Source organism: Nonomuraea sp. NPDC051941 (assembly GCF_044593615.1).
This window is the reverse complement of the sequence record NZ_JBIUCF010000033.1, coordinates 83,635-105,918: the sequence shown is the minus strand read 5'-3', so window position 1 is coordinate 105,918 and position 22,284 is coordinate 83,635. Positions and strand designations below refer to the sequence as shown.

Genomic DNA, 22,284 nt, shown 5'->3' with positions numbered 1-22,284 from the left:
GTGCACGGATTCGGGGGTGGGGTTGTTGCACCGCGATTCCTGCCCCGTTACAAGCCAGTGAACGGCGGTTGGTGCGAAATTAGTGTTGAATCGACTCAAAGTCAATGACGAGATACCCGGAGATTTGCGTACTCTCCGATCAGCGGGGCCATCTGCCGGAACCCGACCTTGCCTCCGGCCAGGGCGGGACCGCCGATCGAGCCGTCGTCCGCCCAGCGGAACGAGACCAAATCGTTGACCGAGAACGTGACCGTCCCGGCCCTGACCTCGAGGCGCATCGCGTACGGGCCCTCGGCGTCCAGCACCGCGGGCAGCGGGTCGGGACCCTGCGCGACCAGGTGGAACCCGTGGCTCTTGCGCAGGTTGCAGGTGTGCAGGGCGCGTTCGGAGGCCCACATCCGGCGGAAATAGGAGACGTGGTAGGCGTCGATGTCGCCGTGGTGGTACTGGTCGTACGGGCCGGTGCGGGTGGCCAGGCCCGGGTCGAACAGGTCCTCGCCGTTCCTGCCGCGGGCATGGAAGAACATGATGGCCAGGCCGGGTTCGCGGACGGGCCAGAAGTCCCATTCGATCCGCACGTCGGCGGGGAACTCCTCGGGACACCAGAGCACCAGGTTGGCCGCCTGGCCGTCCGAGGGCGGCCTGAGGCTCTCCAGGCGCAGGCGTCCCTGGGGGAAGGAGGTGGCGCCGTCCCCCTCCAGGCGGAATCCTGCCAGGTCATCGGGGGTGGCCAGGGGGTTGCGGTAGAGCTCGGTCAAGGGGGCTCCTTCATGGGGTCGCTCGGCTCGCCGGGAACGTGCGCACGCCGAACGGAGCCGGCGGGCGCACGGCCGCCGGCGATGAAACGGTTCATGGACGCGCCGGGGTCAGGAGCGCCGATCGAACGCGCTCGACTCCCGGATCACCAGGTCGGGCTGGAAGATGACCTGCCGGTGCCGGTGCTGCTCCGGGTCGGCGACCTCTTCGAGCAGCAGGTCGATCGCCGTACGTCCGAGCAGCTCACGGGGCTGCCGGATCGAGGACAGCGGCACCGCGGCGGCCGCGGCGAAGTCGATGTCGTCGTACCCGATGATGGCCAGATCCTCGGGCACGCGCAGTCCGTGCGTGGCCATCGCCTGTAAGAAGCCCAGCGCCATCATGTCGTTCGCGCAGAACGCCGCCGTCGGCCGCTCGTCGGCGGGCAGCGCCGCGACGCGCTCCCCGACGGCCCGGCCCTCCGCGACGGTCAGCGTGGGGGCGGTGGAGGTCAGCAGCTCGACCGCGCCGTCGGCCGCGGCGACGGCGCTGCTGATGCCCGCGTGCCGGTCGGCCACCTGTCTTATGGACGTCGGCCCGCCGACGAACATGATCCGCCGGTGCCCCCGCTCGATCAGGTGGGCGCCGGCGATCTGGCCGCCGAGCCGGTCGTCGACCGCCACCGAGCACTGCAGGCCGGTCGCGGGGCTGTCGACCAGCACCACGGGCGTGCCGCGGGCGGCCAGCTCCTCCAGCCAGGGGCTCTCCATCTCCACCGGGGTGATCAGTATGCCCATGACGCGCTGCTGTTCGAGCTGGTCGAGGTGGCGGCGCTCGCGGCCGGGGTCGCCGGCGCTGTTGCAGAGCACCACCATCGAGTCGTGGTCGTCGGCCACCGACTCGGCGCCCTGGGCCACGTCCACGAAGAACGGGTTGGAGACGTCGAGCACGACGAGGCCGACCGTGCGGCTACGGCCCACCCGCAGGTGGCGGGCCACCTCATTGCGGACGAAGCCCAGTTTCTTGATCGCTTCGAAGACGCGTTCGCGTGTGGCGGGGGACACGATCTCCGGGCGGTTGAGCACATTGCTCACCGTGCCCACCGAGACGCGCGCCAGCTGCGCGACCTCCTTGATGTTCCTGGTCGCCATCGATCCTCACGAGGCCGTGCTGCTTGAAATGCATAATCCGCTACTTGGCGGTGGTCCGCTGAACGCGGCCCACCGAAGGTGCTGCGGCGGGCCGCTTTGAAGCGGTCCACCGTGGATGCGCCCTACCGCTACCTGCGGCGATCCGCTGGACGCGGTACGCCGTGAGCGCAGGGACAACGGATGGACCGCCGATGACGGTCCTCCGCGAACTCTCGCATCATAGCGGCATTCAAGATTCTTTTGAATCGTCTCAAACTCTCAAACCGGTCACGGGGCCGCGTGAAGGGATGAGGTCAGGACGGATCGACGATGTGGATGCGGGTGGCGCGGAAGGACGCCGGGGTGTCCCGGAGCACCGCCAGCCGAGGGTCGGGCACCACCAGGAACGGCTCGGTCTCCAGAGCCAGCAGGGGCGCGAGCCGCCGGTCGGCGCGCAGGGCGTCCATGGCCCGGCGGTCGCCGCCCAGCACCACCCCGTCCAGCTCCCCCAGGTACGGCGTCAGCACCCGTACCGCCGTCTCCACCGCGTCGTCGTACGCCTGCGCCGCCTGGTTGCGCCGCCGCCGGGCGAAGCGCTGCTGCGACCACCCGCCCGCCGCCGTACGCCCCTGCACCAGCCGCGACCCCACCTTGGAGGCCACCAGCGACGCCCCGGAGAAGACCCCCGCCGCGTAGCCCCCGAGCCGCACCAGGAACACCCCCACCTGCCGCGCGGCCTGGGCGTGCGTGACGAACCGGGTGACGTGCGGCGGCCCCGGCGGCGTCATGGGCGGGAACGGCACGTGCAGCTCGGCCAGGGCCCCGTCGTCGGCGAGCAGCCGCACGACCCGTTCGTCGCCGGTCGCCGTGAAGGGCCCGTGACGCCCCGCGAACCCGTCGATCCACGGATGCAGGCGCTCCGGCGGCACCGTGACCCACCGGCCGCCACCCCTCGCCGGACGCGCGCTCATGCCCCGAAGGCTAACCGAATCACATTCCCCACGGACAAGCCGCCGCTCCCCGGAGGGAAAACGAAATGTCGGTAAATTCTGCTGGTTGGGCCTTCAGCCACGCCCGTGACTGCACCACCATCTGTACGTGTCCTCCCTGCTCACCAGCCCCATGGTGGATCTCGACACCGGGGCAGTAATCGCCCACCCGGCCGTCGTCGACTCCGCGGGTACGCTCAAGGCGGCCCCCCTGCCGATGGTGCTGGAGCTGCCTGTCAGGGTCGTCATGGCGGGCGCGGGCGCCCTGGCGCCCCTGCACGAGGCGCTCCGAAGAGCCGGCAGGCATCCCCGCGAGGCGATCCTGCTGCTCACTGGACCGTGCCAGGAACAGGACCGGCCGGTGCTCAAGGTCGGGCTCGACGGCCTGCGCACGATCGGCTACCTGCTCGGCTTCGCCGACGTCGGCACGAGCGGCGCGGCCTTGGACCTGGTCGCCGACACGAGCCCGTACCTGCTGGCCCTCGACCCCGAGATGGTCACCCGCATCCCCGGGGACCATCGCGCGACCGCGGTGGCGCGGTCGGTGGTGACGCTGGCCCGCGGCATCGGCGCCCATGTGCTCGCTCCCGGCGTCGAACGCGAGCCGCAGGTCGCGGTGGCCCGCGGCCTCGGCGTGCGGCTGGCGCACGGCCCGCTGCTGGCCCCGGGCCCCGACGGCAAGGTACGGGTGCCGCTCCCGGTCACCGACGAGCCGGTCTCCGTCATGCTCGGGCCGCGCGTCCAGGAGCTGCTCATCCCGGCGGTGACGCTGCCCGCGGAGGCCAAGGCGGAGGATGCGGTCAAGGCGTTCGGGCACGAGCCGACGATCACCAGCGTGATCCTGGTGGACGAGTTCCAGCGGCCCAAGGGCAGCCTCGACCGCAGCCGGTTCCTGCTGTCGTTCGCGGCCCGGTACGGGCACGCGCTGCACGGTTCGAAGCCGGCGCAGCGGCTGGCCGACCCTCCCCGCACGGTGCCGCGGACCACCCCGGCGATCGCGGCCATGCAGGCGGCGGGCCGGGACTCGGCCCGCGTCTATGACGACCTGGTGGTCACCGACGAGATGAACCGCTGCCTCGGCATCGTCCGCGTCTCCGACCTCATCAGGCAGGTCGCCGCAATCAGGAGTTGACGAACGACTCGCGTGGGGGTCCTGGGCGCGGGCGCGCGACCGGGATAGGAAGTAGCCATGCGGATGGACAGGAGAACCCTGCTCGGCGCGGGGATGCTGGCGGGGCTGGCAAGCGCGTGCACGACCAGTACGCCTGCGGTGAAGCCGAAGTTCGACCCCGGCGACTGGGCGTCCGTGCGGGCCCAGTTCGCGCTGGACCCGGCCTACGGGCAGTTCGCGGCGTTCGTGCTGGCGCCGGCCCCGGCCCCGGTCCGCGAGACGATCGCCGAGCACCGCGACGCGCTGGACGCCGACCCCGAGTACACGCCGCCCGGCGCGCAGTCGCCCGACCAGACGGTACGCGAGGCCGCGGCCCGCTATCTGGGCGCCAGGGCGGAGGAGGTCGCGCTGACCGACAGCACCACCATGGGCCTGGCCCTGCTCTACTCCGGCCTCAGGCTGCGCCCTGGCCAGGACGTGCTGACCACCGAGCACGACTTCCTCGCCACCCACGAGGGGCTGCGGCTGCTGGCCGAGCGCACGGGCGCGAAGGTGCGCAAGGTCAGGCTGTACGACGACCCCGCCCGCGCCGACGCCGGCCGGATGGTGGCGGCGATCAAGGCCGGGCTCGGCCCGCGTACCAGGGTGGTCGCGGTCACCTGGGTGCATTCCAGCACCGGCGTGCGCCTGCCCGTCCGCGCCATCGCCGACATGCTCGCCGAGGCGAACAAGGGCCGCGACGAGCACGACCGGGCGCTGCTGTGCGTGGACGGCGTGCACGGGTTCGGCGCGATGGCCGACGGCCCCGGCGACCTGGGCTGCGACTTCCTGGCCAGCGGCACGCACAAGTGGCTGTTCGGGCCGCGCGGCACCGGCATCGTGTGGGGCAGGGCCTGGGACGCGGTCTCCCCGATCATCGCCAGCTTCAGCGGAGCGTCGTTCCAGGCGTGGCAGGGCGGCGCTTCCCCGGGGGCGAGCACGGCGGAGCTGGTCACGCCGGGCGGTTTCAAGGCGTTCGAGCACCGGTGGGCGATGCCGCAGGCGTTCGGGTTCATGACGGCGATCGGCAAGGACCGGGTGCGGCGGCGCACGCAGGAGCTGGCCACCAGGCTCAAGGACGGCCTGGCCGCGATCCCGCAGGTCACGCTGGCCACGCCGCGGGCGCCCGAGCTGTCGGCGGGCCTCGTGTGCTGCTCGATCGAGGGGATGGCGCCGCTGGAGGCCGTCGACCGGCTGCACGCGAGCAAGGTGATCGCGAGCGTGACGCCGTACGACCCGCCGCTGCTGCGCTTCGGCACCAGCATCGTGACCACCCCCGAGCAGGTGGACCAGGCGGTCAAGGCGGTGGCCGGGCTCCGCTGAGCCCGGGTGTCAGAGCCAGCCCTGGGCCTTGGCGCGCTGCACCGCCTCGATGCGGTTGCGGGCGTGCGTCTTCTGGATGGCCGAGGACAGGTAGTTGCGCACGGTCCCCTCCGACAGGTGCAGCTTGCCGGCGATGTCGCCGATCGTGGAGCCGTCCACCGCCGCCTCCAGCACGTCCCGCTCCCGCGCCGACAGCGGGTTCGGCCCGGCGCTGAGGGCCGCCGCGGCGAGCCCGGGGTCGATCACCCGCTCCCCCGCGTGCACCCGCCGGATGGCCGCGGCCAGCTCCCTGGCCGGGCTGTCCTTCACCAGGAACGCCGAGGCCCCGGCCTCCATGGCGGTACGCAGGTAGCCGGGCCGCCCGAACGTGGTCAGGATCATCACCCGGCAGCCGGGCACCTGCCGCGTGATGCTCGCGCAGGCCGCGAGCCCGTCCATGCCGGGCATCTCGATGTCCAGCAGCGCGATGTCGGGCCGGACCTCGGCGGCGACCGCGACCGCCTCCTCCCCGTCGGCGGCCTCGCCGGCCACCTCGATGTCGGGCTCCAGGCTCAGCAGGGATGCCAGCGCGCCGCGTACCATGCCCTGGTCCTCCGCCAGCATCACGCGGATCACGCGCAGGCCTCCTTCCCGACCGGCACCAGCACCCGCAGGTGATGGCCGCCGCCCCTGGCGGGGCCCGCCTCCACCGTGCCGCCCGCACCCGCCACCCGCTCGTTGAGCCCGCTCAGCCCGCTGCCCATCGCGTACGGCCCGTCGCCGCCCGTTCCGTTGTCCATGATCTCCAGGGTGGCGTGTCCGGCGTCGAACGTCACCCTGATCTCGCACCGGGTGGCCCGCGCGTGGCGCACGACGTTGGTGACGCCCTCGCGTACGGACCAGCCGAACAGCCCGTCGAGCAGCTCGGGCAGCGGCGTCCCCGAGACCCGCACCTCGGCCGCCACACCCGCCGCGCGTAACACGGTCCTGGCGTTGTCGAGCTCCTCGGGCAGGCTGCGCTGGCGGTAGCCGGTGACTGCCTCCCGCACCTCCGTCAGGGCCTTCCTGGCGACGGTCTCGATGTCGGTGATCTCCCTGTGCGCCTGCGGCGAGTCCTCGGACAGCCGTCCGGCCAGCTCGCTCTTGAGCACGATCAGCGACAGGCTGTGCCCGAGCAGGTCGTGCAGGTCGCGGGCGATGCGCAGCCGCTCCTCCGTGGCCGCCAGCCGGGCCACCTCGTCCTGGGCCAGGCGCAGCTTGACGGTCAGCGCCCTGGTGTTGCGCACGCTGATGAACAGCACGCCGAGCGTCAGCACCTGCAGGCCCAGGACGATGATCGTGTCGGCGTCGTCGTGGTTGATCAGGCCGGCCCCGACGACGACGGCCAGCTGGGCCACCACGGCCACGACGGCCCACAGCGGCGGCAGCGTGAACCCGTACAGCACGACGGTGTAGACCGGCAGGCTCAGCCAGGGGCCGCCGAAGGCGGTGGCGCCCACCACACCGAGCACGCTGGTCACCAGGAGCAGCGGATAGGTCAGGCGGCTGTGGTCGAACATGCCCTTGTTGATCAGCACCGTCGCGAGGAAGGACGCGACGAACGTGACGAGCAGCACCGCCGCCCACACCGCCCGGGCTCCCGTCAGGTTTCCCCCCACGATGTCGCTGACGGGGAAGACCAGGTAGACCAGGCCCACGGAGATGCCGATGAGCCGCCGCTTGCGCGACGGCTTGCCATCCGCGTCCCCGAAGGTGATCCTCTCGGCGAAGCTCATGCTCGTACGGTAGCCCGCCGGTAGAGGAAGGCCGCCGCGCCCCCCAGCGCGACCGCCCATCCGGCGACGACCAGCACGTCCGTCATGGGCAGTCCCTGGCCGGCGACGATGCTCTGGCCCAGCCTGGCGTAGTGGAACGACGGGGTGACGTCCGCGACCGTGCGCAGGGTGTCGCCGAGCACCTCGGGCGGGAACCACAGCCCGCCGGCGATCGCCAGCGCGAACATGCAGATCATCGCGGCCGGCTGGGCGGCGTCGGCCGAGAGCACGGACCCGATGGCCAGGCCCAGCGCGACGAACGGCAGCACGCCGAGCCAGAGCGCGAGCAGCAGCTCCACCCAGGTGCCGAGCGACAGCGACACGTGCTGCTGCACCACGGCGGCCAGGCTCACCAGCACCAGCGAGGGCAGCACGAGCACCATGGTGGCGCCGAGCTTGGTCACGATGATCGCCCAGCTCGGCAGCGGGGTGATCTGGAGCTGGCGCAGCCAGCCGGACTGCCGCTCGGTGGCCCACGGCACGGCCGAGCTCATCATGGACGAGGCCAGCGCCCCGTAGGCGGCCATCGACACCATCAGGATGACGCTGTACCTCACGCCGCCCGCGTCGGTCTGGTTGCCGTAGATGTTGGCGTTGATGAGGTAGAGCAGGACGGGGAAGGCGACCACGAAGATCAGGTAGCGCCGGTTGCGCAGCATCCGCACGGCCTCGGTCTTGGCGTAGTAGAGCATCAGGACTCCCTGGTCAGGGCGAGGAAGGCGGATTCGAGGTCGGCGCTGGAGAGCTTCAGCCCGCTCACGTCGAGGGTGGTGCCCCGGTAGAGCGCGGCGAGGGTGGCGTCGGTGTCGGAGGTGTGCAGGGTGACGACGCCGCCGGCGACCTCCACGGCGGTCACCCCGGGGAGCCGGTCGAGCCCGGCCGCGGGCTGCTCGCCGAGGGCGAAGCTGACGGTGTGGCCGCCGGCCCCGGCTTTGATCTCGGCGGCGGTGCCGTCGGCGGCCAGCCGGCCCTTGGCGATGACGATCACCCGGTCGGAGTGCTCGTCGGCCTCCTCCAGGTAGTGGGTGGCGAACAGCACGGTCCTGCCGTCGGAGGCGTAGTCGTGCATGCTGGCCCAGAAGCGCAGCCGCGATTCCACGTCCATGGCCGCGGTCGGCTCGTCGAGCAGCAGGATCTTGGGCGCCCCCGCGATGGCCAGGGCGAACCTGACGCGCTGCGACTGGCCGCCGGACAGCTTGTTCGCCCGCCGGCCCGCGAGCTCGGTCAGGTCGGCCAGCTTGAGGATCTCGTCCAGGGCGAGGGGGTTCGGGTAGAGGCGGCGTACCAGGTCGATGAGCTCTTTGACGGACAGCTCGGGGATGAGCGCGCCGTTCTGGAGCATGGCGCCCATCTGGCCGGCCCGGACGGCCTCGTCGGGGGTGCGCCCGTGCACGGCGACCGTGCCCGCGGTGGGCTTGAGCAGGCCGAGCAGGAGGTTGATGGAGGTGGACTTGCCGGCGCCGTTGGGGCCGAGCAGGGCCACGGTGTTGCCTGGCTCGATCGCGAGGGAGAGGTCGTCGACGGCGAGCACGTCCCCGTAGTGCTTGCTGACGTGGTCGAACACGATGGCGTTCATGAAAAGAACGCTATGGCCGCGGCTTCCGGCCGGTTAGTGCGTTACCTCCGGCGTTGGCCGTGACATTTGTCAGGCCAACGCCGGGGCCGGACGTCACACGCGGCAGGCGTAGATGTCGGTGATCAGGATCGCCCGCGCGCCGATGTCCCACAGCTGGTCCATCACCAGCTGGTGGCCCTGGCGGCGGACCATGACGCGCACGGCCACCCAGCCCTCGCGGTGCAGCGGGGAGACCGTGGGGCCCTCCATGCCGGGTGTGAGGGCGATGGCCTCCTCGATGCGCTCGGCCCGGATGTCGTAGTCCATCATCACGAAGTCGCGGGCGTGCACGACTCCCTGGATACGGCGGACGAGCTGCTGGACGGCGGGCGTGTCGGGCGAGCTCTGCTGCTTGATCAGCACCGCCTCCGAGCGCATGATCGGCTCGCCGAACACCTCCAGGCCGACGTTGCGCAGCGTGGTGCCCGTCTCGACGACATCGGCCACCGCGTCGGCCACGCCGAGCCGGATGGCGGTCTCGACGGCGCCGTCGAGCTTGATCACGCGGGCGTCGACGCCCTCGTCGGAGAGGTATTTGTCGAGCAGGCCCGCGTAGGAGGTGGCGATGCGGCGGCCGTTGAGGTCGGCGGCCGAGGTCATCGCGCCGGCCGCGGCGGCCAGGCGGAAGGTGGAGCCGCCGAAGCCGAGCGGCATGATCTCCTCGACCGGCGCGCCGGAGTCGACCAGCATGTCACGGCCGGTGATGCCGACGTCGAGCGTGCCTTCGCCGACGTAGACGGCGATGTCGCGGGGTCGCAGGAAGAACAGCTCGCAGCCGTTGGCCTCGTCGACGACGACGAGCTCCTTGCTGTCCCTGCGGGGCCGGTAACCGGCCTCCTTGAGCATGTTCTGGGCCGCCTCGCTGAGCGAGCCCTTGTTGGGTACTGCCAGACGCAGCATGTTCGGGTCCTCGATCTGTCTCGCTGTTGCTTCTCCAGGGCTTGGTGGCGGGCGCCGGGCGCCCTAGAGATGCTTGTAGACCTGGTCGAGGCCGATGCCCTTGGCGATCATGAGCACCTGCACGTGGTAGAGGAGCTGGGAGATCTCCTCGGCGGCCCTGTCGTCTGACTCGTGCTCGGCGGCCATCCAGCTCTCGGCGGCCTCCTCGACGACCTTCTTGCCGATGGCATGGACGCCGGCGTCGAGGGCGGCCACGGTGCCCGAGCCCTCGGGCCGGGTCCTGGCCTTCTCGGACAGCTCGGCGAACAGCTCTTCGAAGGTCTTCATGGTCTCTCTCGTCGGTCGGCTGACGTGCTCGTCAAGCCTAGTCTGCGTGAGAGGGTGACGCCGCCCCGCGTCCGCCACGCGAGACGGCCTCACCAATGGGCCACCGGGGCGTTCTCAGCCGAGTGCCTTCCTGGCCCTCGCGATCCGCTCCATGGCGTGCGCGGACTCGCCGCCCTCGTGCCCGTTGTACGGGTAGACCTTGATGTCCTTCTCCCCGGCGTAGTGGTTGTAGGCGGCGAACACCGTGGACGGCGGCGTGATCCCGTCCTGCAGCCCGACCGAGAAGAGGGCGGGCGTGGCGGCGCGGGCGGCGAAGTTGACGCCGTCGAAGTAGGCCAGGGTCTCGAAGACGGGCTCGACCTTCTCCTTGAACGCCCGGCAGTAGGCGGCGATCTCGGCGTACGGATGTTCGCCGGTGATCTCCGTGGCGTGCCGGATGTGGCACATGAACGGCACGTCCAGGAAGGCGCAGGCGAGGCCGGGCACCAGCGCCGAAGCGGCCAGCGCGATCGCCCCGCCCTGGCTGGCGCCGCCGACCGCGACCGTGCCCACCCGGGGGTGCGCCCTGGCGGCCTCGACCGCGCGCACCGCGTCGGTGTAGAGCCGCCGGTAGTAGTAGGCGTCCGGGTCGTGGATGCCGCTGGTCATGACGCCGGGCGTGGTGGGGCCGGAGCCGGGATAGGGGTCGGCGGTGTCGCCGCGCCGCCACCCGCCGGCCCCCTGGCCCCGGCTGTCCATGGCGAAGACGGCGTAGCCGAGGCTGGGCCAGAGCAGCCAGTCGATCGGCAGCCCGCGTCCGCCGCCGTAGCCCTGGTACTCGACCACGCACGGCACCGGCCCGGCGGCCTGGCGCGGGACGAGCAGCCAGCCCTTGATCGGATGGCCGCCGAAGCCGGCGAAAGTGACGTCGAACACCTCGGCGGTGGTCAGCGGGGAGGCCACGGGGGTGAACTCGGGGGCGAGGTCGTGGGTGCGGGCCTCGGCGAGCGTGCGCTCCCAGAAGGCGTCGAAGTCGGCGGGCTCGGCGCGTTCGGGGAGATACTCGCGTAGCCGGGCGAGTGGCATGTCTACGAACATCGGCACTCCTGGAGGACACATCGGGGTGCCCTCACCGTAACGGTGATCGCGCCGGCGCGATCATCCGGTCGCGGGAGGGCGAGCGTTCGGCGCCAGGAGAGCCGCGGTTATCGCTGATACGGTTCAGTGAAAGTTTCAGAGAGGAGCACGGGGTGAAGAGGCCAACGATCGCCGACATCGCCAGACGGGCCGGCGTGTCCAAGGGGGCTGTCTCCTACGCGCTGAACGGCCAGCCCGGTGTCTCCGCCGAGACCAGGGCGCGCATCCAGGCGATCGCCCAGGAGATCGGCTGGCGGCCCAACGTGGCCGCGCGCTCGCTCAGCGGCGCCAGGGCCGACGCCATCGGCCTGGTCCTGTGCCGACCGGCGCGCTTCCTCGGCGTGGAGCCGTTCTTCATGGAGCTGATCAGCGGCATCGAGGGCGAGCTGGCGGCCAGCTCGTGCGCGCTGATGCTGCAGGTGGTGGCCGACCACGAGGCCGAGATCGCGGTCTACCGGCGCTGGTGGGGCGAGGGCCGGGTGGACGGCGCGATCCTGGTCGACCTGCACGCCGACGACCCCAGGATCCCGGTGGTCGAGCGGCTGGGCATGCCGGCGGTGGTGACCGGCCACCCGTCGGGCACCGGCTCGCTGCCCTCGGTGTGGTCGGACGAGGTGGCCGTGCTGCGCGAGGTGGTCGAGTATCTCGCGGCGCTCGGCCACCGGCACATCGCCAGGGTGGCCGGGCTGCCGGAGCTGCTGCACACCAGGATCAGGGACGAGGCGTTCGCGGAGCTCTGCGCCGAGTCGGGCGTCGGCGAGCATCCGGTCGTCCACACCGACTACACGGGCGAGCAGGGCGCCCGCGCGACCAGGCGGCTGCTCAGCTCCCGGGCCAGGCCCACCGCGATCGTCTACGACAACGACATCATGGCGGTGGCGGGGCTGTCGGTCGCCCAGGAGATGCGCCTGGACGTCCCCGCCGAGCTGTCGATCGTGGGCTGGGACGACTCGCCGCTCTCTCAGGTGGTGCGGCCGTCGCTGACCGCGGTGACCAGGGACATCCCCGCCTGCGGCGCGCACGCCGCGCAGACCCTGCTCCGGCTGATCGGCAGCGGGGAGACGGGGAGCCTGGAGGGGCCGCCGGCGCGCCTGCTGCCCCGGGGCAGCACGGCCCCCGCGGGCCGTGACCGAACCGTTTCACGGGCGATGTAGCCACAGGTCAGCGGCTCCATAAGGGGAAACATTTCAGCAATCTCCAAGGCTGGCTATTGTAACTTACCCGTTTAAGTGGTGAGATCCCTACACCATTGAATTTGGGCGCCAGTCGTGGGGATGCCCTCGCACATCCGCACGCCCTTCGCAGGGGAGTCCCGGCGCCCATCCGACCGATAGATCGGACAGCCCCATGCGACGAACGATGGCAGCGTGCAGCGCGGTCCTGCTGACGGTCCTGAGCGCGGCCTGCGCCACGAGTGGCCAGACGCAGACCAAGCAGGCAGACCAGAACGCCCCCGCGACCCTGTCCTTCTGGTCCACGGGCGGAGACGACGAGACCGCGACCTTCCAGAAGGCGGCCGACCTCTACCACCAGAAGCATCCGAACGTGACGGTCAAGGTGCAGACCCTGTCGTGGAGCGACGCGTACGCCAAGTTGCTGGCCGCGGCCACCAGTCGCAACGGGCCCGACATCATCTCCGGCGGCATGACCTGGACCATCCAGTTCGGCACCAGGGGCGCCATGGTGGACCTGCGCAAGTACGGCGCCGACTCGCTCAAGGCGCAGGCGCTGCCCGCCCAGTGGGAGTCGGCCATCTCCCCTGACGGCTCGGTGTACGGCGTGCCGCTGGACATGTCGACGCTGGCCCTCTACTACCGCACCGATCTGCTGGAGAAGGCCAAGGTCGAGCCGCCCAAGACCTGGGAGGAGCTGACCGCGGCCATCGACAAGCTCAAGGCCGCCGGCGTGAAGAAGCCCTACAGCCAGGACTGGGGCAACCTGGACTGGATCGGCTACTTCAACTACCTCTACCAGGCGGGCGGCTCGTTCTACACCGCCGACTGCAAGCCCTCGCTCAACACCCCGGAAGCCGAGAAGGCGCTGACGTACTGGGCCGACCTGTACAAGAAGCACGGCGCGCCGACCGCCACCGTGGAGGGCTCCGACGCGCTGGACACCGGCACCGCGCTGGTGGTGGCGGGCAACTGGATCGCCAAGGGCATCGACATCAACAAGCCGAAGCTGAAGGGCAAGTGGGCGATGTCCACGATCCCCGCGGGGCCCGCCGGGCCGACCGCGTTCATCGGCGGCCGGGCGATCGGCGTGACCTCCTTCAGCAAGTACGTCGAGACGGGCGCGGACTTCGTCACGTTCATGTACAGCGACGAGGCCATCGCCGCGATCTCGGACGAGGCCAGGAAGCGGAACATCTCCTACATCTCACCGCGGGCCGACAAGATCGTGAACGGCTCGGTGTTCGCGCCCGAGCAGGCTCAGGTGTTCGAGGCGTCGATCAAGACGGGCAAGGCCGCGCCGGGCTGCCCGGGCTGGGACGAGAGCGCGCCGGACGTGACCAAGCAGCTCCAGTCGGTCATCCTGGGCAAGTCGGATGCCAAGACCGCGCTGGCGGAGGCCGCCAAGGTCATGGAGCGCAACGCCGGTTAGCCGCTCGCCGGGACCGGCCTGTCCCGGTCCCGGTCCGGCCCCCCGATGACCTAGGAGTCTGACATGGCCTCCCCCATCCCCCTGCGCAGCAGGCTGCGCCGCTACGGCACCTCGTACGCGATGCTGCTGCCCTTTCTCGCGCTGTTCGCGGGCTTTCTGATCTGGCCGCTGGCCAACTCTCTCTATCTGAGCTTCACGAAGTTCGACGGGATCAACCCCGCCGCGTTCACCGGCCTGGAGAACTTCCAGCAGCTGGCCTCGGACGCCAGGTTCCGCCACGCGCTGGGCAACACGGCCTTGTACGTGGTCGCGTCGGTCGTGCTCGGCACGCTGCTGTCGCTGGGCCTCGCGCTGGCCTTCAGCGGCACGAACTGGCTGCACCGGATCATGCGCACGGTGTTCTTCCTGCCGTCGGTGACCTCCTCCATCGCGCTCATGCTGATGTGGAAGTGGGTCCTCTACCCCAGCGACGTGGGCCTGGCCAACACCATCGTGGGCTGGTTCGGCGGCAAGGCCGTGGCCTGGCTGGCCACGCCGGGGCTGACGATCCCCATCCTGGTGGTGATGTCGGTGTGGGGCGGCATGGGCTACGGCATGGTGCTGTACGTGGCCGGCCTCGGCTCGATCCCCGAGGAGTACTACGAGGCTGCCAAGATCGACGGCGCCTCGACCTGGCACCGCTTCCGCCACATCACGCTGCCGCTGCTGCGTCCCGTCACCACGTACGTGGTGGTGACCGGCCTGATCGGCGCCTTCCAGGTGTTCGAGGCCGTCTACATCGTCTTCTCGTCGGGCGCCAACACCATCGGCGGCGTGCTCGACTCGGGCCTGATGATCGTCCCCTACCTCTACGACCAGGGATTCACCCACTTCAGGCTGGGCTACGCCTCGGCGATCGCCTGGGTGCTCTTCCTGATCATCTTCGTGCTGAGCCTCGTCAACCTGCGCGTGGGCCGCGCCATGAAGGAGCTGTGATGGCCGTCGCCCCGATGGACACGATCGCCCCCGCGCCGCAGCCGTCCCGGCACGCGGCCCCGGCGGGCGGCAACCGGCGCGCGAAGATCAACGGGCATCTGCTGCGCCTGCCGTTCTACCTGCTGGCGCTGACGATGATCGCGCCGTTCTACTGGCTGCTCATCACGGTGTTCAAGCCGCCGAGGGAGCTGGCCAGGACGCCGCCGTCGTTCGTGCCGCAGTCCCCCACGGTCGCCAACTTCTACGACACGGAGTGGAGCCCCAAGGGGATCAACCCCGGCCACCTGGCGGGCATCTTCCAGCGCTACCAGGTGGACATGGGGTTCTGGCGGTTCATGCTCAACAGCCTCGTCATCACCACCGCCATCACCGTCGGGTCGCTGCTGATCTGCTCGCTGGCCGCGTACGTGATCTCCAAGCACGACATCAAGGGCCGCCGGACGATCTTCCTGCTGATCATCGCCTCGATGATGGTGCCCTGGCAGACGACGCTGATCCCCAACTACGTGATCATGCGGAACCTGGGCTGGCTGGACAACTACGCCGCCTACATCGTGCCGGCGCTGGCCAAGGCGTTCGTGCTGTTCTTCCTGGTGCAGTTCCTGCAGTCGCTGCCGAACGAGCTGATCCAGGCGGCCAGGGTGGACGGCGCCGGGGAGTGGCGGATCTGGTGGAAGATCGTGCTGCCGCTGCTGCGGCCGGCGCTCGCCGCGATGTCGATCTTCATCGTGCTCGCGGAGTGGAACAACTTCCTCTGGCCGCTCATCATCGTCCAGAGCGACGAGATGGCGAACATACCCGTCGCACTGGCCAGGCTCAACTCCTACTATGTGGGCCCCGATCACCAAGGCGCGATCATGGCGGGCGGGCTGCTCGCGTCGGTCCCGACGATCGTCTTCTTCGTGATCTTCCAGAAGTACTTCACCCGCGGCATCGCCCTCAGCGGCCTCAAGGGCTGACCCGGTGCGCCTGGAGCAGTTCCAGGAGGTCCCGGTCCACCGGGAACCCGTCGAGTTGCTCGAAGCGCGCACCGGGCCGCCGGTGCCCGATCACCCCGAACGGCCCCTGGAACTCCCACAACGCGTATCCCCAGCCGAACGAGGCGAACACGCCGAGCACGTCGGACAGCCAGCGCAGCGCGACGTCGTTCGGCGTGTGGTCGTAGCAGCCGAACTCGCCCACGTGGACGGGCACACCCTGCCCCGCCACCTCGCGCCACGGGGCGTAGAAGTCGCGCAGCGCGGCCCGGTCCCAGCGTCGTCCCTGGTAGTCGCAGGGGTAGGTGGGCTCGGCCAGGCCCTGTGAGCCGGGCCACCACTCGGCCCGGTAGTGGCTGACGCTCATCGGCGCGTAGCCGCGGGTGCTGTGGACCACTCCGAGGTCGGCCAGCTCCGGCATGGCCAGGTGGCCGCCGCCCAGCCCGTCGAGCACGATCGGCCGGTCCGGGTCGGCCCGCCGGATCTCCGCCACCACGCGGCGGATCACCGTCTCGTGCGCCGCCCTGGTGAACCCCCGCTCCCCCACGGAGGGCGGCTCGTTGACGAGGTCGAACGAGAGCTCGTCGCCGGGTACGCCCCGGTAGCGGCGGGCGAAACCGGTCCAGATGGCGGCGAAGCCATCCTGCGCCTCGCGGTCGGCCCAGAGGTTGTGGTGCTCGCTCTCCCAGCCGGTGATCACGTAGCCGGGGGCGCGGTGGAGGTTGAGCGAGAGGTGCAGGCCGCGCTCGCGGCAGGCGTCGAGGTAGGTGTCCAGCACCTCGAGCACGCGCTCGTCGGGGTGGGCGTAGTCGAGCCCGTCGGTCCAGAAGCGGTAGTCGCACGGCATGCGGACGAAGTCGAAGCCCCACGCGGCGATCGCGTCCAGCACCCGCTCATCGACGGGCGCGGGCTTCACCCCGGGGTCCTTCCAGAACATCCACTGCAGGTTGAACCCGTATCGCCTCATGCTTCCACCACCACATCGTTGACGCAGCGCAGCACCGGCACGCGGACGAGGGCCTGCGCGTCCAGGCCCGCCGTGCTGATCAGGAACTCGGCCCGCTCGCCCGGCAGCAGCGTGACGAGCTGGTCGTCGGCCTCGGCGGCCGGGTCCAGCCGGTCGGGGAAGACGGCCAGGTCGCGCAGGAGCGTGCGCGCGGTGACCGTCAGCCGGAGCCCGCCGGGGACGGCCTCGGCCGCGGTGTCGTAGCGCGGCTCGGGCAGGCGCAGGTCCCGATCGGGCGCGAAGAACCACAGCGCCCGCGCCACCGCCGGCTCGCCACCGCCCGGCGCGGCGATCCCGGCGGCGATCGGCTCGCCCGCCCGGTCGTCCGGCTCGATCATCACGGCGGCGATCGGCTCGCCCGCCTGCTCGTCCGGCTCGGTGATCGCGGCGATGATCAGCTCGCTCGCCGGGTCGCCCGGCTCGGCGACGGGCGCGGCCAGCGGCAGGGTGACGACCGCCCGGGGCGGCACGTCCAGCGCGAGGTCCTGCGCCGCGAGCACGCTGCCGTCGAAGCCGTGCCGTACGGCCCGCGCCGACGCCCGCCACGGCCGCGCGCTGTCGTTGACGGCGACCAGCGCCATCCCGCCAGCGCGCGGCTGCACCGTCAGCAGCCGATCGGCGTACGCCCTGCGCAGCGCGTGGAACAGCGGCTTCCTCCGCCCGTCCCCGTCCACGGCCGACCACGACGTGACCGGCCAGCAGTCGTTGAGCTGCCACACCACGCTGCCCGCGCAGTGCGGCCACAGGGCCCTGAAGTGCTCCACCCCGAGCTGGATGGCACGCGCCTGGTTGACCTGGGTGAGGTAGTGCCAGTCGTCGAAGGTCCCCGGGACCGGGAAGTGCGGCTTGAGCCCGGCGGCCAGCTTGAGGTTGCCGTCGACGGCCTTCTGGTGGTGCAACAGGCCCCGGGAGTCGGGCAGCAGCGGCTCGTCGCTGATCGCCCGGCGGATCGTGGCGTACGCGGCGGGCCCCTGGAAGCCGAACTCGGCGGCCATGCGGGGCCGGTAGTCGCGGTAGACGGTGTAGTCGCGTTCGTTCCACACGTCCCAGATGTGCATGGTGCCGCGGGCCGGGTCGTTGGGCGGCAGGTCCATGGAGCCCGAGTAGGGGCTGCCCGGCCAGTACGGGCGGGTCGGGTCCAGCTCGGCCACGACGCGCGGCAGCGTCTCCAGGTAGAAGCCGCCTCCCCAGCTACGTCCCTGGAGCGGCTCCTGCCAGCCCCAGTCGGCGTAGCCCTCGATGTTCTCGTTGTTGCCGCACCACAGGACCAGGCTCGGGTGCGCGCTCAGCCTGGCCACCTGCTCGCGCGCCTCCGCCTCCACCTCGGCCCCGATCGGGTCCTCCTCGGGGTAGGCGGCGCAGGCGAACGGGAAGTCCTGCCAGACCATCAGCCCGAGCCGGTCGCACAGGTCGTAGAAGTCCTCGCTCTCGTACAGGCCGCCGCCCCACACGCGGACGAGGTTGACGTTCGTCTCGCAGGCCTGGGCGAGCCGGGCGGCGTAGCGGTCGCGGCCCACCCTGGTGGGGAAGCAGTCGTCGGGGATCCAGTTGACCCCTCTGACGAACACCTCGACCCCGTTGACGGCCAGGGTGAACGCGCCGTCCTCGGTACGCAGGCGCACCTCGCGCAGCCCGATCCGGCGGCGCCACACGTCCTCGCCGGCCGTCACCTCGAGCTCGTAGAGCGGCTGCTCGCCGTACCCTCGCGGCCACCACAGCTCCGGGTCGGGCACCTCCAGCGTGAGCACGGCCTCGTCGCCGTCCTCGGGGATCACGGCGCGGGCCGTCACCCCCTTGATCGCCGCGCTCACCTCGGCGGCGCCCGTCTTCTCCACCCGGACATGCACGTCCACCCTGGCCGTCCCGTCCTCGACGGTCACCAGCGGCCGGACCTCGGCGATCCTGGCCCCGCTCCACTCGTGCAGCCCGATCGGCCGCCAGATGCCCGCCGTGATCAGCGTCGGGCCCCAGTCCCAGCCGAAGTTGCAGGCCATCTTCCTGATGAAGTTGTAGGGCTGGGTGTAGGCGCCCGGCCGGTGGCCGAGCTCCTCCCGCAGCCGCTCGGCGTATTCGAGCGCCGACCCGAACGTGACCGTCAGCCGGTTGCTCCCGGTCCGCAGCGCGTGGCGCACGTCGAACCGGTACGAGCGGTGCATGTTCGCGGACTCGCCCACCCGCACGCCGTTGAGCTCGACGGCCGCCACGGTGTCGAGCCCCTGGCACACGAGGTCGACGTGCTCGTGCCCGGTGCCGTCCCACGAGAACTCCGTCTCGAAACGCCAGTCGGTGCGCCCGATCCAGGCCAGGTGGGTCTCGTTGTCGTCGAGGTAGGGATCGGGGATCAGCCCCGCGTCGAGCAGGTCGGTGTGCACGCAACCTGGGACGGTGGCCGGGGCCCGCACGTCGCCGCTCGCGGAGCGGACGGTCCAGGCTTCATGAAGGGGGCGGAACGGGCTCATCAACCCTCCGGGCTCGAGCAGCGGGAATGGCAATCGCATCACTAAACCCGTTTAGTTTCAATGTTTCCGACCATTAACTGAACGGGTTCACGTACGGGCGCGGTGCTGCCCCTGCTGACCATGCGCGGGTCGGCCTGCCGCGCGTCGGTCACCTCGCGGCCCTGCACCAGATCGAGCAGGGCGCGGGCGGCGTGGGCGCCGCAGGCGGCGATGTCCCTGCTGACCGCCGTCAGGTGCGGCCGGGCCAGCAGGCACAGGGCGGAGTCGTCCCAGGCCACGACGGACAGCTCGCCGGGCACCGAGATCCCGGCCTCGCGGGCGGCGGCGGTGCCCGCGACCGCCATCACGTCGTTGTCGTACACGATGGCGGTGGGCCGGTCCGGCCCGCGCAGGAGGTCGAGCGTGGCGCGCTCGCCGCTCTCGCCGCTGTAGTCGGCGTACACGGTGACGCTCTCGACGCCCAGCCGGGCGGCGGTGGCCCGCATGGCGGAGGTCCTGACGCCGGTGTGCATGAGCTCCTCGGGGCCGGCGACCCTGGCGATCCTGCGGTGCCCCAGCCCGGCCAGGTGCTCGATCACGGCGGCGAGCGCGCCGCCGTCGTCGATCCACACGGCGGGCAGCCGCCCGGTCCCGCCGGGGCCGCCGATGACCACGGCGGGCAGTCGCAGCTCCTCCAGCACGGCGATCCTGGCGTCCTCGACCCGCAGGTCCACGACGAACACCCCGGCGACCCGGTGCTGCGCCCACCATTTGCGGTAGATCGCGATCTCGGCCTCGTGGTCCTCGGTCATCTGCAGCAGCAGCCCCACGGACGCGGCCGACAGCGTGGCCTCGATGCCGGAGATCAGCTGCATGAAGAACGGCTCCAGCCCCAGCGTGCGCGCCGGGCGGTCCACGACCAGGCCCAGCACGTCCGGCCGCCCGTCGAACAGGGCCCGCGCCAGGCTGTTGGGCTGCCAGCCCAGCTCGGCGGCGATGGCCTGGATGCGGCGGCGCGTCTCGCTGGAGACGCCGGGACGGCCGTTCAGCGCGAACGACACGGCCCCTTTCGAGACGCCGGCCCTGCGCGCGATGTCGTCGATCGTGGGTCGCTTCATCGGCCGCCCCTTGGATTTACCGGTTCATATATGTCGCCAAGCGCGACTCTACGGCAAATGACACCGCCCGCCGTACCCCTTGCGGGGTCCGGCGGGCGGGTGGGAGATGAAGCTGCGGGTCAGCGCTCGAAGCGACGGCCCGAGTTGCGGCTGTAGCCGCCGCCGTTGCCGCGCTCGTCCGAACGGCCACCGCCCGAGCGGTAGCCGTCGCGCGGGCCGCGCTCGTCCGAACGGCCACCACCGGAGCGGTAACCGTCGCGCGGGCCGCGCTCGTCGGAGCGGGGGCCACGATCGCGGTCGGCCGAGAACGGGCGGCTGCGGTCGGAGGCGTAGCGTCCGCCGCGGTCGTCCGAACGGTAGCCGCCGCCACCGCGCTGGCCTCGGTCGTCCTGGCGGAACGGCCGATCGTCCGAGCGGTAGCCGCCGCGCGGCCCGCTGTCACGGCGCCGGTCGTCCCCGAAGGTGCGCGGCTCCTGCGAGCGCCCGAACGGCCGCTCACCCTCGGCGTGCGGCCGGGAACGACGGTCCTCACCGGAGCTGAAGGGCCGCTCGCCGTCCTGGTGACGGCGCGGGCGACGGTCCTCACCGGAGTTGAAGGAACGCTCGCCGTCCTGGTGACGGCGCGGACGGCGGTCCTCACCCGAACCGAACGAACGCTCGCCGTCCTCGTGACGCCGGGGGCGGCGGTCGCCGTCGAAGTCGCGGCGGGGGCGGCGGCCGTTGCGGCGCTCGCCCTGACCGCCGCCGCCCTCACGGCGGGGGCGCAGGGGCTTGCGCACGTCCGGCTCCCAGACCGGGATGGCCTCGCCGCTCGGCATGCGGGCGCCGGTCACCTCGGCCACCCGCGGGTGACCGGGCGTGGCCTTCAGGCGGAACGGGTGGATGCCGGCCCGCCGGGTGAGCGCGTCGGTGGAGCGGCGCTCGCTGGGCAGCACCAGCGTGACCACGGTGCCCTTCTCACCGGCGCGGGCGGTGCGGCCGCCCCGGTGCAGGTAGCTCTTGTGGTCCTGGGGCGGGTCCACGTGCAGCACCAGGCTGATGTTGTCGACGTGGATGCCGCGCGCCGCGACGTCGGTGCAGACGAGCACGTTGATGGCGCCCTCGCGGAACTCGGCGAGGATGCGGGTGCGCTGGTTCTGGCGCTTGCCGCCGTGCAGGCCGCCCGACTTGACGCCGACCCTGGCCAACTGCTTGCAGAGCCGGTCGACGCCGTGCTGGGTGCGGACGAAGATGATCGTACGGCCCTCACGGTTGGCGATCTCGGCGACGACGTCGAACTTCTCGTCGCGCGTGACCTGCATCACGTGGTGCTCCATGGTGTCGACCGGCGAGGTCGCGGGGGCCACGGAGTGGGTGATCGGGTTCTTGAGGAAGCGCTGCACCAGCTTGTCGACGTCGCCGTCGAGCGTGGCCGAGAACAGCAGCCGCTGCCCGTCGGCCGGGGTCTGCGCGAGCAGGTCGGTGACGACGGGGAAGAAGCCGAGGTCGCACATGTGGTCGGCCTCGTCCAGGACGCTGACCTCGACATCGGCGAGCGAGCACTCACCCTGCCGGATGAGGTCGCCGAGCCGGCCGGGCGTGGCGATGACGATGTCGACGCCGCGCCGCAGCGCCTCGATCTGCTTGCCCATGGACATGCCGCCCACGACGACCTTCATGCGCAGGCCCAGGCCGCGGCCGAGCGGCTCCAGCGCGTCGTGCACCTGGAGCGCGAGCTCACGGGTGGGCACGAGGATCATCGCGCGGGGGTGGCCGGGGGCCGGCCGCACGCCCGCGAGGCGGGCCATGGTGGGCAGACCGAACGCGAGCGTCTTGCCGGAGCCGGTCTGGCCACGGCCGAGCACGTCGTTGCCGGCGAGCACGTCGGGAATGGTCGCGCTCTGGATGGGGAACGGGCTGTCGATGCCCTGCTTGGCCAGCCCGGTGATGAGCGGCTTGGGCAGGCCGAGCAGCTCGAACTCCGACGGCCTCGGGTCGGCGTCTCTGCCAGAGGCCGAGGCCGTCTGGCCGGAAGGGGCCGGCGAGTCGGAGCCCGCCGCACCGGCGGTCTCGTCGAACGCGGGCATGACAGCGTCAAGCATGGTCACG

The 22,284-nt window shown here is 71.4% G+C and carries 20 protein-coding genes; 6 read left to right on the top strand and 14 right to left on the bottom strand.

The window, feature by feature from the left end; genetic code table 11:
* Nucleotides 1-101: 101 nt before the first annotated feature.
* From ACIHFD_RS42500 to ACIHFD_RS42490, 3 genes are all read right to left on the bottom strand, one after another.
* Nucleotides 102-758: a DUF1961 family protein gene (locus ACIHFD_RS42500; protein ID WP_355200675.1), complete on the bottom strand. Its 657-nt coding sequence runs from the start codon at nt 756-758 to the stop codon at nt 102-104.
* Between the two features lie 108 nt (nt 759-866).
* Nucleotides 867-1,886 carry a LacI family DNA-binding transcriptional regulator gene (locus tag ACIHFD_RS42495; RefSeq protein ID WP_350735145.1) on the bottom strand — a complete coding sequence of 340 codons (1,020 nt, stop codon included), beginning with the start codon at nt 1,884-1,886 and terminating at the stop codon, nt 867-869.
* Between the two features lie 293 nt (nt 1,887-2,179).
* Nucleotides 2,180-2,836 (bottom strand): acVLRF1 family peptidyl-tRNA hydrolase, encoded by a 657-nt coding sequence (locus tag ACIHFD_RS42490; RefSeq protein WP_397371747.1) that lies wholly within the window; start codon nt 2,834-2,836, stop codon nt 2,180-2,182.
* Nucleotides 2,837-2,963: 127 nt separating this feature from the next.
* On the opposite strand from ACIHFD_RS42490, the gene ACIHFD_RS42485 reads away from it, so the two are divergent.
* Both ACIHFD_RS42485 and ACIHFD_RS42480 read left to right on the top strand, forming a co-directional pair.
* Nucleotides 2,964-3,986, top strand: a complete 1,023-nt coding sequence (locus tag ACIHFD_RS42485; RefSeq protein WP_397371746.1) for an EAL domain-containing protein — start codon at nt 2,964-2,966, stop codon at nt 3,984-3,986.
* Nucleotides 3,987-4,049: 63 nt separating this feature from the next.
* Complete coding sequence (locus ACIHFD_RS42480; protein WP_397371745.1) at nt 4,050-5,327, top strand: aminotransferase class V-fold PLP-dependent enzyme; 1,278 nt, start codon at nt 4,050-4,052, stop codon at nt 5,325-5,327.
* A 9-nt stretch (nt 5,328-5,336) separates the two neighbouring features.
* Here the strand turns inward: ACIHFD_RS42480 and ACIHFD_RS42475 are convergent, their stop codons facing one another.
* The 7 genes from ACIHFD_RS42475 to ACIHFD_RS42445 all read right to left on the bottom strand — a co-directional run bounded on the left by ACIHFD_RS42475 (nt 5,337) and on the right by ACIHFD_RS42445 (nt 11,039).
* Entirely contained in the window at nt 5,337-5,942 is a 606-nt protein-coding gene (locus tag ACIHFD_RS42475) for a response regulator (RefSeq protein ID WP_397371744.1), read from the bottom strand.
* Nucleotides 5,939-7,081: a sensor histidine kinase gene (locus ACIHFD_RS42470; protein ID WP_397371743.1), complete on the bottom strand. Its 1,143-nt coding sequence runs from the start codon at nt 7,079-7,081 to the stop codon at nt 5,939-5,941. The genes ACIHFD_RS42475 and ACIHFD_RS42470 overlap by 4 nt, the downstream gene beginning before the upstream one ends.
* Nucleotides 7,078-7,812 carry an ABC transporter permease gene (locus tag ACIHFD_RS42465; protein ID WP_397371742.1) on the bottom strand — a complete coding sequence of 245 codons (735 nt, stop codon included), beginning with the start codon at nt 7,810-7,812 and terminating at the stop codon, nt 7,078-7,080. Before ACIHFD_RS42465 ends, ACIHFD_RS42470 begins: the two co-directional genes overlap by 4 nt.
* On the bottom strand, nt 7,812-8,696 hold the full coding sequence (locus ACIHFD_RS42460; protein ID WP_397371741.1) for an ABC transporter ATP-binding protein: 885 nt from the start codon (nt 8,694-8,696) through the stop codon (nt 7,812-7,814). Before ACIHFD_RS42460 ends, ACIHFD_RS42465 begins: the two co-directional genes overlap by 1 nt.
* 93 nt (nt 8,697-8,789) lie before the next feature.
* Nucleotides 8,790-9,635, bottom strand: coding sequence for an ATP phosphoribosyltransferase (gene hisG / locus ACIHFD_RS42455; protein WP_397371740.1), 846 nt, complete (start codon nt 9,633-9,635; stop codon nt 8,790-8,792).
* Nucleotides 9,636-9,698: 63 nt separating this feature from the next.
* The gene (locus tag ACIHFD_RS42450) at nt 9,699-9,962 is read right to left on the bottom strand and encodes a phosphoribosyl-ATP diphosphatase (protein ID WP_192785690.1); all 264 of its coding nucleotides are present in this window, start codon (nt 9,960-9,962) and stop codon (nt 9,699-9,701) included.
* Between the two features lie 114 nt (nt 9,963-10,076).
* A complete protein-coding gene (locus ACIHFD_RS42445; protein ID WP_363969988.1) occupies nt 10,077-11,039 on the bottom strand; it encodes an acetylxylan esterase in 963 nt (320 codons plus the stop codon).
* Between the two features lie 152 nt (nt 11,040-11,191).
* Between ACIHFD_RS42445 and ACIHFD_RS42440 the strand changes: the two genes are divergently transcribed.
* From ACIHFD_RS42440 to ACIHFD_RS42425, 4 genes are all read left to right on the top strand, one after another.
* The gene (locus ACIHFD_RS42440; RefSeq protein WP_397371739.1) at nt 11,192-12,232 is read left to right on the top strand and encodes a LacI family DNA-binding transcriptional regulator; all 1,041 of its coding nucleotides are present in this window, start codon (nt 11,192-11,194) and stop codon (nt 12,230-12,232) included.
* 205 nt (nt 12,233-12,437) lie between these two features.
* Complete coding sequence (locus ACIHFD_RS42435) at nt 12,438-13,682, top strand: extracellular solute-binding protein (protein ID WP_397371738.1); 1,245 nt, start codon at nt 12,438-12,440, stop codon at nt 13,680-13,682.
* A 63-nt stretch (nt 13,683-13,745) separates the two neighbouring features.
* Entirely contained in the window at nt 13,746-14,657 is a 912-nt protein-coding gene (locus ACIHFD_RS42430; protein ID WP_397371737.1) for a carbohydrate ABC transporter permease, read from the top strand.
* The gene (locus ACIHFD_RS42425) at nt 14,657-15,616 is read left to right on the top strand and encodes a carbohydrate ABC transporter permease (protein WP_355200654.1); all 960 of its coding nucleotides are present in this window, start codon (nt 14,657-14,659) and stop codon (nt 15,614-15,616) included. Before ACIHFD_RS42430 ends, ACIHFD_RS42425 begins: the two co-directional genes overlap by 1 nt.
* On the opposite strand, the gene ACIHFD_RS42420 is transcribed toward ACIHFD_RS42425, so the two are convergent.
* The 4 genes from ACIHFD_RS42420 to ACIHFD_RS42405 form a co-directional block, all read right to left on the bottom strand.
* Complete coding sequence (locus ACIHFD_RS42420) at nt 15,606-16,601, bottom strand: glycoside hydrolase family 5 protein (protein ID WP_397371736.1); 996 nt, start codon at nt 16,599-16,601, stop codon at nt 15,606-15,608. The two genes, ACIHFD_RS42425 and ACIHFD_RS42420, sit on opposite strands and share 11 nt — an antisense overlap.
* Complete coding sequence (locus ACIHFD_RS42415) at nt 16,598-19,099, bottom strand: glycoside hydrolase family 2 protein (protein WP_397371735.1); 2,502 nt, start codon at nt 19,097-19,099, stop codon at nt 16,598-16,600. The genes ACIHFD_RS42420 and ACIHFD_RS42415 overlap by 4 nt, the downstream gene beginning before the upstream one ends.
* Before the next feature lie 41 nt (nt 19,100-19,140).
* Nucleotides 19,141-20,196 carry a LacI family DNA-binding transcriptional regulator gene (locus ACIHFD_RS42410; RefSeq protein WP_397371734.1) on the bottom strand — a complete coding sequence of 352 codons (1,056 nt, stop codon included), beginning with the start codon at nt 20,194-20,196 and terminating at the stop codon, nt 19,141-19,143.
* Nucleotides 20,197-20,315: 119 nt separating this feature from the next.
* Nucleotides 20,316-22,277, bottom strand: a complete 1,962-nt coding sequence (locus ACIHFD_RS42405; protein WP_397371733.1) for a DEAD/DEAH box helicase — start codon at nt 22,275-22,277, stop codon at nt 20,316-20,318.
* Between the last annotated feature and the right edge of the window lie 7 nt (nt 22,278-22,284).